A 14,488-nucleotide genomic window follows, 5' to 3' on the forward strand; every position below is an offset into this window, starting at 1 on the left:
GAAGCCCTCTCTGTCCGCGGAATGCGGTTGGATTGCAAATGACATACTCGATCCATCATCATGTTATCCGATACAAATTTCATCTATAGCAAGCATTATAGCGATGCCAAACACGTTTGTCAATTCAGTTAAAAAGGGTTTTTCAGGATAGCGTGGTCTGCTTGCTAAATTCATAATGATAAGCAGGACGGCGACTTTTAATATGGCCAGGATTGGCACTGCAAGAATCAGCCCGGACCACTTACGAAAATGGCGATCGCATGCAGGACAGCGACTTTTAATATGGCCAGGATTGGCACTGCAAGAATCAGCCCGGCGACTCCCCCTATTTCCCCTCCGGCAAGCAAAGCCATCATGATTAACAACGGATGCATATGGAGGCTTTTGCCGACGATATACGGCGATAAAATATTCCCTTCAATAAACTGCAGGGTAAACACAATTCCTAAGGTGATGAATATCAGTTTGACGGAAGAAGATGCAGCAATAACGACAGCCGGAATCGCCCCGATAATTGGCCCGAAATAAGGGATGACATTTGTCAGCGCGACGACCAGCCCCAGCAAGAGCGGGAAACGGAGCCCGAATAGCCAGAACAGAAGCGAGGAAATCACGCCCATGATTGTGCAGACCAATAGCTGGCCCCTGATGTAGCCCCCGAGCGATTCATCGACGTCGCGAAGAAAGCGGATTCCTTGCCGCCGCCATTTATTTGGCGTTAAATACCAAGCGGTTTTTTTCAAAAGAGTGTAGTCCTTTAGCATATAAAAAGCGATAAAAGGGATGACAGCGATTGTCAGGATTGAGTCGGTAAAGGACGCAAGCCCCCCGATAACGAAATCAAAAAGGCTGTTCACCTTTTCTTCCGCTCCCGTAATTCCCCTGTCGACCCTTTCCTGCATGCCTGTTGGCCAAGCTTTTGTTTTTTCCTCAAGGCTGGCGATCATTCCTCTGTAATGGTTGGCAAAATCCGGTGCGCTTGCGGAAAGTTCCTGTATTTGCGATACAAAGGCCGGAATACCCTTGTAAAGGGCAAGCCCAAGGCCCCCGAAAAAAATGATATAAATGAGCAAAACAGCGATGCCCCTGTGGACTCCGCGTACATGCAACTTCTCCACCACCGGATGGAGCAAATATGTAATAAATCCTGCTGTCAAAAATGGAACAAGCAAATGCCCCAATACCCGCGCGGCCGGTATCCAAAATGGTTTCAGCTTCATCAATACGAAAATAGTCGACAGCAGCAGGAGGAAAAAAACAATCCGGTAAACCCATTTCATTTGGATGTTCATCATTGCCAGCCTCCTTCCCCGCTAGTTTTTGAAGGAAGGGGCGTGTTTATGCCTTGTTAATTTTGGTGGTTTTTTGGGTAGGGTGAGTAGTGGATTTCGGGGGTTTATCAACGCATGGCAACTTTTTTCATTCAGGGGAGATTTGAGTGACTTCCATTTCCGATTTTGCCCCGAAAATGTCACTCAACGGGATTTGAGTGACTTCCTTTTCCGATTTTGCCCCGACAATGTCACTTATCGGGGTTTGAGTGACTTCCTTTTCCGATTTTACCCCGACAATGTCACTAAACGGGGTTTGAGTGACTTCCTTTTCCGAAATTGCCCCGACAATGTCACTAAACGGGGTTTGAGTGACTTCCTCTTCGAATTTTGCCCGAACAATGTCACTCAACGGGGTTTGAGTGACTTCCTTTTCGATTTTTGACACGACAATGTCACTCAACGGGGTTTGAGTGACTTCCTTTTCGAATTTTGCCCGAACAATGTCACTCAACGGGTTTGAGTGACTTCCTTTTCGATTTTTGACACGACAATGTCACTCAAACGAATTTGTGCGACTCCTTTTCGGCTTTACGGCAAATCTTTGTCACAAATCCAACATCCTAATTAATACAAAAAGCCGGGATTCGGCCCCGGCTTCAGCTTGAATAACGGCGTTCATTTTCATCAAAAAGGTCATCAAGCGAACTCAACGTTCCATCCTCTTCAACCTGGTGGGTATGGATGAACCCTTTTGCAAGGGACAGCTCGATAAAGCAGTTCCAGCAGTAATACTGATTGATGCCGATTTTACCAATATCCTTGCTTTGGCAGTTTGGACAGCTGAACATAGGAAAGGCACCTCACGTAGTGTCGGGATTTACGATGATGGCATCCTTTCCAATTGCCGGCGGGCCGCACGGTTTAATGACTTTTTTGCCTTCCTGCAGGTCCGAAAAGAATCCATCCGATAGTTCGTACCCTACGATTGTGCCCACTTCTTCCAAAAAATATACGTCATTCAAAAGCCCGAGTGAATCGCCGTCCTCCGACAGGACCATTTTACCCGCAAGCGGACTATGATGGGACAGTGTGTAGCCTTCTTTTTCTTTTCCATTCCGCTCAAGGCAGTCGTGAGATGGGATAATGATACCGTCCGGCCCAATCGATGTGATTGAACCAATTCCAAGAAACTGCGTCTGCTTCAGGAAGGTTCCCTTTTTTACAAGGACCCCTAGCACTTTATCCCCCTCGATAACCAAATCCAAAACAGCGCCGAGATGTTCCCCGCTTTTTTCCGAAATGACGGGGAGGCCTTTCATTAATCCAAATGTCCTCAAGGTTTCCCCCGCCTTTCAGAAGATCTTACCCAAGACGGGCTGCAAGTCCTTTATAGTTTCAGCAAATCACATGAAATCATAAGGGGTAACGTTTTCCATGCCGATAAGCGGATCAGTGTCCATCAGCACTTCTTCAAGTGACGCCCTGCCATAAGGGACACGCTCTTCAAAAACCTCATTTTCAGCGGCAAAATCTGTACCATCCCCAGCGCTGCTTTCCGGCGAATCCAATTCGATTGCTTCCGTTAGCTTTTCGGCAAGCGTTGTCTGCCTTGTTTGTTCATCATTCCGTTCTACTCCAAGCCGGAACGCATCTTCCTCGCCGCAGAGGATAAGGAACTGCCTGCTCCGGGTAATCGCTGTATAGATCAGGTTCCTGCGCAGCATCCGGTAGTAGCTGCGGGTAATCGGCAAGATGACAATCGGAAACTCGCTTCCTTGCGCTTTATGGACGGAACAGCAATATGCATGCGTGATTTGGTTCAAATCCTGCCGGGTATATGTGACTTCTATTCCGTCAAAGGAAATGATGGCCATATCCTGTTTTTCGGTATTTTCCTTCGCGTAAAAAATCGACACAATTTCACCGATATCGCCATTAAATACATTGCTTTCCGGCTGATTGACAAGCTGCAGAACCTTATCGCCGATTCTGTATTTCACATCGCCAAACGCAAGCTCTTTCCTCTTGCCATCAGGGTTCGGATTGAATAATTCCTGGAGGATGACATTGAGCCTGTCGATTCCAGCTGGCCCTTTATACATCGGGGCCAGCACTTGGATATCCCGGGCATGGTAGCCTTTTTTCCGGGCATTGGCAGCGACTTTTTCGACAACCTGGGCAAGCTGGTTTCCATTGCATTTGATGAACGACCTGTCCGGCTGCTGCGCGGAAAGGTCGGCTGGAAGGCTTCCGTTTTTAATTTCATGGGCGAGGCGGATGATGGATGAACCTTCCGCCTGCCTGTAAATATCCGTCAGCCTGACCGTCGGGATCCGTTCCGAACGGAGCAAGTCCTTCAGCACCTGGCCAGGGCCGACAGAAGGGAGCTGGTCTTCATCGCCAACAAGGATGACCTGGATTGATTCCGGAAGCGCCTTGAACAGCTGATTCGCTAGCCAAACATCGACCATGGATGTTTCATCGACGATTAGAAGCTTTCCTTCAAGCGACGACTCTTCATCATGGCTGAATCCTTCGCTGCCATTGAAACCAAGGAGCCTGTGGATGGTGACTGCCGGCAAGCCAGTCGATTCGCTCATCCGCTTCGCGGCCCTTCCAGTCGGCGCCGCGAGAAGTATCGGAAAAGCTTCATCTTTTTTCATGTAATCCTTAGGATCGAGCGAGCAGCCGTGTAGTTCGGCATAAAGCTCAACAATCCCTTTAATGACAGTCGTTTTCCCGGTTCCAGGCCCGCCTGTCAGAATCATCATTGGTGACTGGATCGCAGTCTGAATCGCTTCCTTTTGTGATGGGGCGTACTCAACTCCAAGACGTTCCTCAAGCTCGCCAAGAGCGAGCAGGAATTCGGACTCCGGAAACTGGGCGCTGTAATCTTTCTGTTCGAGAATCCGTTTTATATTTGTCACAAGGCCTTTTTCAGAAAAATAAAGGGATGGCAAATAGACGCGCTGGCCTTCACCAGCCACTTTTCCTTCTTCCTCTAGTTTGATCAGCTCGGTGGTTATATCGTTATAGCCGATGACATCCCGCTGATTTTCCTCTAGAAGCGCCTTTACTTTTTCCAACAAGTCACGGGCTTCCAAATAGACATGGCCAGCCTGCATGCTTTCGGTTTCAAGCGTATAGAGGCACGCGGCTTTGATCCTGTCTGGATGGTTTCCAGATATACCAAGCTGGTATCCAAGCTCATCCGCCCGGCCGAAGCCGATGCCCTCAATATCCTCAACAAGCTGGTAAGGATTCTTCTGGATAATGTCAATTGTCGCTTCTTTGTAAACCTGGTAGATTTTCATAGACAACTGCGGCCCGAACCCATATTGGTTGAGGGCTACCATAACCTGTTCAAGCCCCTGGTGCTCCATCAGCGTATCATAGAGCATTTTCGCCTTGTCCGGCGGCAGCCTTGGGATGGAGTCAAGAAGAGAGGGTTCGTTCAAAATCCGGGAAATTGCATTCTCGCCAAGGACTTCCACAATGCTTTCAGCCGTTTTTCGGCCGATTCCCTTGAATATTTCACTCGACAAATAGGCAATGACCCCTTGTTTGGACTGAGGGATATCCTTACGGAAATGGGTAGCCTGAAATTGAAGGCCAAATTTCGGATGGTCCTTGAATTCACCGTAGAAAAGATAGGTTTCCTGGTCATGTAGCTTCGGGAAATAACCGGTGACCACGGCTTCCCTGTCTTCATACGTGTCATTCGTATCATCAACCCTGATCCTTGCGACCGTATACAGGTTCGTTTCATTGTGAAAAATCGTTACGATCGGCCTTCCTTTTACAAACTTCCCCTGCTCTGAAAACAGGTCTAGAGAATTCTGTTGGTCCATAACCATCCCTCCTTCAAACAAAGTCGTCCAAACAGAAAGTTAATTTTCTTTATTCATTGCATCTTCAATGAAATTTTTCACACTTAGGGCCATCTCGTGCCCGGGGTCAATCCTGATTGCCTCATTCAACATTTCAAGCGCCCTGCCAGTCTGCTCCTGAAACGCGAACGCGACCCCAAGATTGTAGTAGCCATCTGCATGGTCAGGCACAAGTCTGATGCATTCTTCAAACTGCGGGATTGCCAGGTCGATCCTGCCTTCTTCCGCTAGGCAAAGGCCGTACTGGAATCGGGCATCCACATCGTCAGGTGCAAGCTCTGTGCTCCGCTGCAAGTAGGGAAGTGCAAGACGCTTATTTCCGAGCTGGGCGACTGACATCCCGAGCATAAAGTAATTGTCGCTGCTGTCGAGCCCTTTTTTCATGGCCGCCTCGAACATTCCTTTCGCCTGATCAAAACGGCTATTGTTATAATGGATCGCTCCTATGCTGTAGTAGGCTGCTGCCGCGTTCTCGTCCAGATCAAGCGCCTTTTGGAAAAATTTAAACGCCCGCTCTTCATCTCCCGTTACGGCGAGAAGGTTGCCGAAATTAATGTATGCGACCGGATCCCCCGGATTTTCCTCAATTGCTTCATTGAAGGCCATGGCTGCTTCTTCCCATTTCCCGGCCTGCATCAATTCAATTCCTTTTAGGTTTTTATCCATCAATATCACTCTCCGTCACGTGAAAGTATACCACACTATCCGGGGAATTTTCTTCGTATTTTAACAAGCGGGAAACGCAATTATAGCAAACAAAAACACCCGTCCCCCCTTAAAGGGAATCGGGTGTCTGTATAGTCGTAGAAGTAAGCGGCTCATCCTACATAATCAAGCTTTTGGCCGTTCCGGTAAACATCGCCAATCGTCCCGCCGCCGATGCATTCATCGCCGTTGTAAAATACGGCCGCCTGCCCCGGAGTGACAGCCCGGATTGGCTCATGGAACAGAACCTCCACCTTATTGCCTTCCATAAGGCGGACGGTAACTTTATTATCCTCTTGGCGGTAGCGGAATTTGGCTGTACATTCAAATTCCTGAGCCTTTGCCACATCGGAAACCCAGCTAACATTGTCCGCGATTATGGAATCGGAATAAAGGAGTTCATTGTGGAACCCTTGGCCGACATAAAGGACATTCCTCTTTAAATCCTTGCCGATGACGAACCACGGATCGCCCTGTCCGCCAATGCCAAGCCCATGGCGCTGGCCAATCGTGTAGTACATCAAGCCGTCATGCCTGCCTTTCACTTCGCCGTCCATCGTTTCCATATTGCCTGGCTGGGCGGGAAGATATTGGCCAAGGAATTCCTTAAAATTCCGTTCTCCGATAAAACAAATGCCCGTGCTGTCTTTCTTCGCCGCGGTCGCAAGGCCGGCCTCAGCCGCAAGCTTCCGGACATCGGACTTCTCAAGGCTGCCGATCGGGAACATGACTTTGCTCAGCTGTGCCTGTGTGAGCTGATTCAAAAAATAGGTCTGGTCCTTGTTTTCATCAAGGCCGCGAAGCATTTTGTATTCGCCGTCCCTGAATGCGACCTGAGCGTAATGCCCTGTCGCGAGATAATCCGCCCCAAGCTGCATCGCATGCTCAAGGAACGCCTTGAACTTTATTTCTTTGTTGCACATGACATCAGGGTTTGGCGTCCTGCCCGCCTTGTATTCATCAAGGAAGTAGGTAAACACCTTGTCCCAATATTGTTTTTCAAAATTGACGGCATAATACGGTATGCCGATTTGGTTGCAGACCCGGATGACATCTTCGTAATCCTCGGTTGCTGTGCAGACGCCATTTTCATCGGTATCGTCCCAGTTTTTCATGAAAATCCCGATGACATCGTAGCCCTGCTGTTTTAAAATCAGCGCCGCCACGGATGAGTCCACTCCACCCGACATGCCGACGACAACCCGTGTATTTTTAGGATCTTTCCTTTCCATCCTTTTCACCACACTTTTTATAAAGTGAACTCCTCTCATCGGGAGCTTGTTTATTCCACTCCGTTAAGAATGGGATAAAAAGGCCGGGAATCAGCCCAGCCTGAATGATTTTTTTAAAAGCAATCCCTAAACAAATACGATTTATAGCTAACCTCGCAACCGTTTGACGATCAGCGCCGTTTCGCGCGCTGCCTTCTCAACCATCTCTTCCGTCGTGCCAAGCCCGAAGCTGAACCGGATGGAATTCACAATCCGTTCCGAGTCTTTTCCGAACATGGCGACAAGTACGTGTGACGGTTCAATCGAGCCCGCCGTGCAGGCTGACCCGCTTGAAGCGGCTATACCGGCAAGGTCAAGGTTGACGAGCATCGCTTCCACATTTGTGCCGGGAAAACTCAAGTTTACTATATGGGGGACTGAATCGGCAAGAGAACCATTCAATTTGAACGTGACTGACTCTTCTTCAAGAATATCCATGAACATTTTTTTAAAGCGCACATACGCTTCCGCCTTTTCCTCCAAATTCTCGCGGTTAACCATCACAGCTTCCCTGAAACCCTCTATCGATACAAGGTTTTCGGTCCCGGCGCGGCGCTTCCGTTCCTGTTCGCCCCCGAATGATCGCGGAGCAAGCTTGATTCCTTCTTTTGCAAAAAGGAACCCAATCCCTTTTGGCCCATTCAGCTTATGCGCGGATACAGACAGCATATCCACTCCGGCAGTGTTGACATCGAGCTTCAAAAGCCCGAAAGCCTGAACTGCATCGGTATGGAACAGAGCCTGATGCCCGGCAAGAAGCCGTCCGATTTCTTCAATCGGCTGGATTGTCCCGACTTCATTGTTCGCATACATGATCGTCACAAGAATTGTATCATCACGTAAAGCCTTTTCAACATCGGTAACGGAAACCCGGCCTTCCTCATCGACAGGCAAATAGGTCACATCAAAGCCAAGCTTCTCAAGCCTCATGCAGGCGTGCAGAACGGCATGGTGCTCGATAGAAGACGTAATGATATGCCGGCCTTTATCGCTTGAGGCTTCCACGGCCCCAAGGATAGCCATATTGTCAGCTTCCGTTCCTCCGCTTGTAAAAATGATTTCGTTCGCCTTGGCCCCGATGCTGGACGCGATTGTCTGCCTCGCTTCATCAAGCTGGCGCCTTGCTTCCCTGCCGAAGGAGTGGATGCTCGATGGGTTTCCAAACAGCGTCCCCATTGTTTCTGACATCCTCTCGATCACCTTTGGGTGCATTGGAGAAGTGGCGGCATGGTCCAAATAAATCCGTTCCATCTTATCACCTTTCATCATTAAGGGTCTTTACCCTATTGTTCCATTAAATATAAAACATATAAGAATCCTGGTTACCGTCATCTGAATGGTTCGCCAGGTCTTCGAGTGTCGTACTGTCAAGAACGTCCTTGATGGCATCCCTGATTCTTGTCCAAAGTTCCCGTTTCGCAGGCTCTTCATCTTCAATTCCTTCTACTGGCGTAATCGGCCCTTCAAGGACACGGATGATATCGCCGGATGTAATTTCGCCCGGATCCCTTCCGAGCAAGTAACCGCCATATGCGCCCCTTATGCTTTTTACAAGGCCTGCATTCCTTAGGGGGGCAATCAATTGTTCCAGATAATGCTCGGACAAGTCATTGGCCTGGGCAATCGTCTTTAAGGAAACAGGCCCTTCCCCATGCTTTTTCGCAAGCTCAATCATGATTGTAAGTCCGTAACGCCCTTTAGTTGAAATCCTCAAAATCCCGCACTCCTATCTATTGGCACAGCATTTTTCGATTGCGTGCCTCTCAATTTTTCCAAAATCCCGTCAGTCAGCGCAAAGCATTGCGGCAAGGCAATGCCCGCAAGCGGGCCGATCGCGATACAAAAAGCGATTGTCCCCCAGCTTACCGGGCCGCCAAGCCTCCAGCCGATAATTAGAACAATCAATTCAATCGCGCCCCTGACATTCCTCACCTTCCAGCCGGTCTTGCCAATAATAGCGGCCATCAGGCTGTCCCTCGGGCCCGTTCCAAGGCTAGCTGAAATATAAATGCCCATTCCATACCCCATAAGAAGAAGTCCGCTGCTGAACATAACGACTTGGCCCAAAAAACCCGAAGGCTCCTGAAGGAATGGAAGTAACATATAAATATCGATAAATATCCCGACTAAGATCATATTCAAAAAAGCCCCGATATGGGGAAATTCACGAGAAATAAACGCAGCGGCCGCAAGTATGGCAACCCCCACTATAATTGACCAGGTTCCGACAGTCAGGCCGAAATGATAATATAGGCCAACATGAAAAACATCCCAGGGTGAAGCTCCCGAGCCGCTTTTTATGAGCAAAACCACCCCAAGGGACATAATCAGGAGCCCGACTGTATAAATCGCGAACCTGGGTCCCAATTGGCCCTTCCTTTTTTTGAACATCAAAGTACCCCTTTGTGTTGTTGAAAAATAATCACGATGTCATAATTCATAGTAAGTTTATAGGCTTTTCAAATTATAGCATACTGGCAGGCAATATGCATTAGCCCCACAAACATTCAGCCTTGGTGGCCCGGCCGCCCGCATGATACACTTATAGATAGACTTTCTAATTGGAGAGATGGACAATGATGCAGCAAAAACCGCTTGCTTACAGGATGCGGCCTAGGACATTGGAAGAAGTCTGCGGACAAGAGCACCTCGTTGGCGAGGGGAAAATTATATCAAGAATGGTAAAGGCGAAACAGTTATCCTCAATGATCCTGTATGGGCCTCCCGGTATTGGAAAAACATCGATCGCAAGCGCGATAGCCGGAAGTACCCGTTACGCATTCAGGACACTGAACGCCGTAACAAACAATAAAAAAGACATGGAAATCGTCGCAGCCGAAGCAAAAATGTCGGGGAAGGTCATCCTTCTCCTCGACGAGGTGCACCGCCTGGACAAGGCAAAGCAGGACTTCCTCCTCCCTTATTTGGAAAACGGGATGATCACGATGATTGGCGCGACGACGAGCAACCCATACCATAGCATCAACCCGGCCATCCGGAGCAGATGCCAAATTTTCGAATTGAAACCGCTCGATCCGGACGATATAAAAAAAGCGATTTTCATCGCATTGGAGGACGAAGAGCGCGGCCTCGGATCATTGAAGATCGAAATGGACAGCGATGCCCTTGAGCACTTTTCAAAAGGGTCGGGCGGGGATGTGCGCAGCTCCCTGAATGCGGTGGAGCTAGCTGCACTTTCGACAGAGCCGGACGCAAATGAAGTAATCCATATCGACCTGAAAACCGCCGAGGAATGCCTCCAGAAGAAGAGCTTCGTCCATGACAAAGACGGTGATGCCCATTACGATGTTTTATCCGGATTTCAAAAGTCAATCCGCGGCAGCGATGTGAACGCCGCCCTTCATTATCTAGGCAGGCTCATTGAAGCGGGCGACCTGCCAAGCATCGCGAGGCGCCTTCTTGTGATTGCCTATGAAGATGTCGGGCTCGCAAACCCGCAGGCAGGAGCTCGTACGCTTTCGGCAATTGAAACCGCCGAACGGATCGGCTTTCCAGAAGCGCGAATTCCCCTTGCCAATGCGGTCATCGAGCTTTGCCTGTCACCGAAATCGAATTCAGCCATCATGGCGATTGACTCGGCGCTCGCTGATATACGGAAAGGCATATCGGGGGAAGTGCCCGACCATCTGAAGGATGCCCATTACAAAGGCGCGAAAGAACTAGGCCGGGGCATCGATTACCTCTACCCGCATGATTATGAATCCGGCTGGGTCCGCCAGAAGTATTTGCCTGACCGGATAAAAAACAAAAAATATTACGTTCCGAAAAAGAACAGCAAATTTGAACAGGCTTTTGCATCTGTCTATGAAAAACTGAACGGAAATAAATAATTTTGCCGAAAAATTGCCCCAAAATGGGGGCGTACGGCGAAAATTTTCCCAACTTGAAAAATCCCCCGGAGCGGCCGGGGGATTTCTTTTTATTCATTTTTCACAACGCTGACCCGGCTGTCACTTTTCGCCGGCATCGGCAACCCGCTCGATTTTAATATCCTTCAAAAGCTCGCCGACTACATAGCTCGCCATGATCAGTCCCGCAACCGAAGGAACGAAAGCGTTTGATGACGGCGGCATTTGCGCTTTCCGGATTTCCGCCTTGTCATTTCCGACCACTTTCCGGACATCTTCGCGGATAACGATCGGGCTTTCATCGGAAAACACGACCGGGATCCCCTTTCGGATGCCTTCCTTCCTTAGCTTCGTCCTGATCACTTTCGCAATCGGGTCGGTATGTGTTTTGAAAATATCGGCGATTTTAAAGCGGGTCGGGTCCATTTTATTAGCCGCGCCCATGCTTGAGATCATCGGGATTCCGCGCTTTTGGCACTCTTTAATTAGATGGATTTTATACATAATCGTATCAGAGGCATCGATGACAAAATCCGGCTTGTACGCAAACACTTCCTCATACGTTTCTTCCGTGTAAAACATTTTGAGAGAAATAACTTCGCAATCCGGGTTAATGTCGGCAATCCGCTCCTTCATAAGGTCCGCTTTTGGTTTTCCGACTGTTGACAGAAGCGCGATCACCTGCCGGTTGACGTTTGTAATATCAACAACATCCTTATCAATAAGGATAAGGCGGCCAACTCCGGACCTTGCCAGCGCCTCCGCGGAGAATGACCCGACTCCCCCAATTCCAAGCACCATCACTGTACTATTTTTCAAAATATCCAAGCCTTCCTGGCCAATTGCAAGCTCATTTCGCGAAAATTGATGCAGCATTCTACTCACCCCAAAATTTAGGTTTAACTGTTTCGTATGTATCTTTTACCCGTAAAAATATATAACATACCTCATATAATAGCAAGCAAATATTTCGAGTACAAAGTTGACAAAGGCTTGGACAGGAAACCGGGTGGAAACAGTTTAGGTTGTCAGTAAAAGCCCGAATATCTGACAAGCGAAGGCTGAAATCGGGTTTGTTCCAGGCTATCAACGTGAATTCCGCACCCAATTCGGTGAGTTCATCCGGGATATCGAAAATTTCCCCAAACATATCCCCCACTTTTGGACGGATATCGAAAATTTCCCAAGCTATATCCCCCACTTTTCAGCGAATATCGAAAACTGTCAAATTTCCGACACATTTACTAGCCGTATTACGGTATATTACCAAAGTACGCTTTTGTAAAAATTGGCCCATGCCCCCGCATTGCAACCCATGGCGGACACACCAAAAAGCCCCCGGCATCCAAGCCGCGGGCGCAATAATCATACTCCTATAAACAGGGCAGAAGAGTCCCAAATTTGTGCCGTTGCCGATTTCCTTCGTTTTGGCCCGCTTAAAGCAGGTGGGTGTCCTGTTCACTGTCGTTGCAAGTCCCCGGGTATGGGGCATGTGCGCGGCAGGGAAACGCAGACTCCCGAAGAAAAAATGTTCGGTCAAAACATTTAGGCGATGCAACGTACACTTCAGGACTCTTCTTAATTGATTACATCTTACCAAAAATTCTGGTATTTTTCAAGAAACAAGCCACCGTCCATTTTCTTCCACCAACCCCTTTTTCAGGGAGGGTACGAAGAATTTTCCCAACTTCCGTCTACTCGTTTTTTGTTGTTTTTAAAGCTAAGTGAAGCTCATCAAGCTGGGCTGTGCTGACTTCTCCAGGCGCGTTCGTCAGCAGGTCGCTTGCTGAAGCTGTTTTCGGGAACGCAATCGTATCGCGAAGATTTGTGCTACCAGCAAGCAGCATGACAAGCCGGTCAAGCCCAAGAGCGATTCCGCCATGCGGAGGCGTTCCATACTCGAACGCTTCAAGCAGGAACCCGAATTGTTCCTTCGCTTCCTCTTGAGTAAAGCCAAGTACTTGGAACATTTTTTCCTGGATGTCCCTTTCAAAAATACGCAGCGATCCGCCACCGAGCTCATAGCCGTTCAATACGAGGTCGTACGCTTGTGCGCGGACTTTGGACGGGTCTTCATCAAGAAGGGCAAGGTCCTCCCTGAACGGCATCGTAAACGGATGGTGGGCTGCATAGTACCGGCCATCCTCTTCAGAATACTCGAGAAGCGGCCATTCGGTAATCCAAAGGAAATTAAATTTGCTTTGGTCGATCAAGTCAAGATCTTTCCCAAGTTTCAGCCTCAGCGCGCCTAGCGCATCGGCTACGACCGATTTTTTGTCTGCTACGAATAGGACAAGGTCACCTGTTTCTGCCTCCACCACAGCGCTGATTGCTTCGGCTTCTTCAGGAGAGAAGAATTTTGCGATTGGCCCTTTCAATCCGTCGGCTTCAACCTTCAGCCAGGCAAGCCCTTTGGCGCCGTAAACAGCGGCAAACTCGCCCAGTGCGTCGATATCCTTCCGCGAATACTTGTCGGCCGCGCCTTTTACATTTAGCGCCTTGACCTGGCCGCCATTTTCAACCGCAGCGGCGAACACTTTGAAGCCGCATCCGGCAACAACTTCGGAAAGGTCTTTCAGTTCCATTTCGAAGCGGGTATCCGGCTTGTCGGAACCAAAACGGGCCATCGCTTCCTCGTAGCGCATCCGCGGGAATTCCGCAGGAACGTCGATTCCTTTTACTTCCTTCATCAGCTTGGACATCATTCTTTCCATCATCGCGATGATGTCGTCCTGGCTCAGGAAGCTTGTTTCAATATCTATCTGCGTGAATTCTGGCTGCCGGTCCGCGCGAAGGTCTTCATCCCGGAAACAGCGGGCAATCTGGTAATACCGCTCGACCCCACCGACCATCAAAAGCTGCTTGAAAAGCTGTGGCGACTGCGGAAGCGCGTAAAACTCGCCTGGATGGACGCGGCTCGGGACAAGATAGTCACGCGCTCCTTCCGGGGTGCTCTTCGTTAAAATCGGTGTTTCAATATCAAGGAAGCCCTCTCCATCGAGGAAGCCACGGATCGCCTTCGTAACATTGTGGCGCATTTTCAGCGTTTCAAAGATTACCGGGCGGCGGAAATCCAAATACCGGTATTTCAGGCGTACATCCTCTGAAGCATCAGTCCGGTCGGAAATGATGAACGGAGGAGTTTTCGCTTCATTAATAATCGTCACACTCTCGGCCTGGATTTCAATTTTCCCTGTAGGAATATTTTCGTTGATCGTCCCTTCGCCCCTCGCAACAACCGTCCCGCGGATATCAAGGACATATTCATTACGGATTTTTTCGGCTGTGGCAAGCGCCTCCTGGGATAAATCCGGATTGAAAACAACCTGGACGATCCCTGTCCGGTCACGCAGGTCAATGAAGATCAGCCCTCCGAGGTCGCGCCTCTTCTGGACCCATCCTTTTAAAAATACCTTTTCACCAACTGCTGATTCAGGTACTTCACCGCAAAAATAACTTCTGCCATACATATTGTTTCC

13 protein-coding genes and 1 other RNA gene are annotated in these 14,488 nt (G+C 49.0%); 1 reads left to right on the forward strand and 13 read right to left on the reverse strand.

The genetic code is table 11. The annotated features are described in order from the left end of the window. Positions 1 to 227: 227 nt before the first annotated feature. From V1499_RS15390 to V1499_RS15435, 10 genes are all read right to left on the reverse strand, one after another. Positions 228 to 1,292 carry an AI-2E family transporter gene (locus tag V1499_RS15390; RefSeq protein ID WP_409276311.1) on the reverse strand — a complete coding sequence of 355 codons (1,065 nt, stop codon included), beginning with the start codon at positions 1,290 to 1,292 and terminating at the stop codon, positions 228 to 230. A gap of 127 nt (positions 1,293 to 1,419) precedes the next feature. Further along, the gene (locus tag V1499_RS15395; RefSeq protein ID WP_409270761.1) at positions 1,420 to 1,785 is read right to left on the reverse strand and encodes a hypothetical protein; all 366 of its coding nucleotides are present in this window, start codon (positions 1,783 to 1,785) and stop codon (positions 1,420 to 1,422) included. A gap of 145 nt (positions 1,786 to 1,930) precedes the next feature. Then, positions 1,931 to 2,122 carry a hypothetical protein gene (locus V1499_RS15400; protein WP_409270762.1) on the reverse strand — a complete coding sequence of 64 codons (192 nt, stop codon included), beginning with the start codon at positions 2,120 to 2,122 and terminating at the stop codon, positions 1,931 to 1,933. A 12-nt stretch (positions 2,123 to 2,134) separates the two neighbouring features. Then, positions 2,135 to 2,611: a PRC-barrel domain-containing protein gene (locus tag V1499_RS15405; RefSeq protein ID WP_409270763.1), complete on the reverse strand. Its 477-nt coding sequence runs from the start codon at positions 2,609 to 2,611 to the stop codon at positions 2,135 to 2,137. Positions 2,612 to 2,677: 66 nt separating this feature from the next. Next, positions 2,678 to 5,125: an ATP-dependent RecD-like DNA helicase gene (locus V1499_RS15410; protein WP_409270764.1), complete on the reverse strand. Its 2,448-nt coding sequence runs from the start codon at positions 5,123 to 5,125 to the stop codon at positions 2,678 to 2,680. Between the two features lie 39 nt (positions 5,126 to 5,164). After that, the gene (locus V1499_RS15415) at positions 5,165 to 5,830 is read right to left on the reverse strand and encodes a tetratricopeptide repeat protein (protein ID WP_409270765.1); all 666 of its coding nucleotides are present in this window, start codon (positions 5,828 to 5,830) and stop codon (positions 5,165 to 5,167) included. Positions 5,831 to 5,982: 152 nt separating this feature from the next. Beyond that, positions 5,983 to 7,140 carry a tRNA 2-thiouridine(34) synthase MnmA gene (gene mnmA, locus V1499_RS15420; protein ID WP_409270766.1) on the reverse strand — a complete coding sequence of 386 codons (1,158 nt, stop codon included), beginning with the start codon at positions 7,138 to 7,140 and terminating at the stop codon, positions 5,983 to 5,985. Between the two features lie 108 nt (positions 7,141 to 7,248). Continuing rightward, a complete protein-coding gene (locus tag V1499_RS15425) occupies positions 7,249 to 8,391 on the reverse strand; it encodes a cysteine desulfurase family protein (protein WP_409276312.1) in 1,143 nt (380 codons plus the stop codon). A gap of 43 nt (positions 8,392 to 8,434) precedes the next feature. Beyond that, a complete protein-coding gene (cymR, locus tag V1499_RS15430; protein WP_316571899.1) occupies positions 8,435 to 8,854 on the reverse strand; it encodes a cysteine metabolism transcriptional regulator CymR in 420 nt (139 codons plus the stop codon). After that, positions 8,851 to 9,531 carry a YczE/YyaS/YitT family protein gene (locus V1499_RS15435; RefSeq protein WP_409270767.1) on the reverse strand — a complete coding sequence of 227 codons (681 nt, stop codon included), beginning with the start codon at positions 9,529 to 9,531 and terminating at the stop codon, positions 8,851 to 8,853. The genes cymR and V1499_RS15435 overlap by 4 nt, the downstream gene beginning before the upstream one ends. Positions 9,532 to 9,719: 188 nt before the next feature. Here V1499_RS15435 and V1499_RS15440 point away from each other — a divergent pair, with 188 nt between their 5' ends. Further along, positions 9,720 to 10,991: a replication-associated recombination protein A gene (locus V1499_RS15440; protein ID WP_409276313.1), complete on the forward strand. Its 1,272-nt coding sequence runs from the start codon at positions 9,720 to 9,722 to the stop codon at positions 10,989 to 10,991. A gap of 120 nt (positions 10,992 to 11,111) precedes the next feature. Here the strand turns inward: V1499_RS15440 and V1499_RS15445 are convergent, their stop codons facing one another. The 3 genes from V1499_RS15445 to aspS all read right to left on the reverse strand — a co-directional run bounded on the left by V1499_RS15445 (position 11,112) and on the right by aspS (position 14,479). Beyond that, positions 11,112 to 11,885 carry a ThiF family adenylyltransferase gene (locus tag V1499_RS15445; RefSeq protein ID WP_409270768.1) on the reverse strand — a complete coding sequence of 258 codons (774 nt, stop codon included), beginning with the start codon at positions 11,883 to 11,885 and terminating at the stop codon, positions 11,112 to 11,114. A 512-nt stretch (positions 11,886 to 12,397) separates the two neighbouring features. Further along, positions 12,398 to 12,585: non-coding RNA, 6S RNA (gene ssrS / locus V1499_RS15450), on the reverse strand. A gap of 118 nt (positions 12,586 to 12,703) precedes the next feature. After that, on the reverse strand, positions 12,704 to 14,479 hold the full coding sequence (aspS, locus tag V1499_RS15455; RefSeq protein ID WP_409270769.1) for an aspartate--tRNA ligase: 1,776 nt from the start codon (positions 14,477 to 14,479) through the stop codon (positions 12,704 to 12,706). Positions 14,480 to 14,488 lie beyond the last annotated feature (9 nt).

It is taken from the genome of Neobacillus oceani (assembly GCF_046237595.1).
Classification (GTDB): domain Bacteria; phylum Bacillota; class Bacilli; order Bacillales; family Cytobacillaceae; genus Bacillus_D; species Bacillus_D oceani.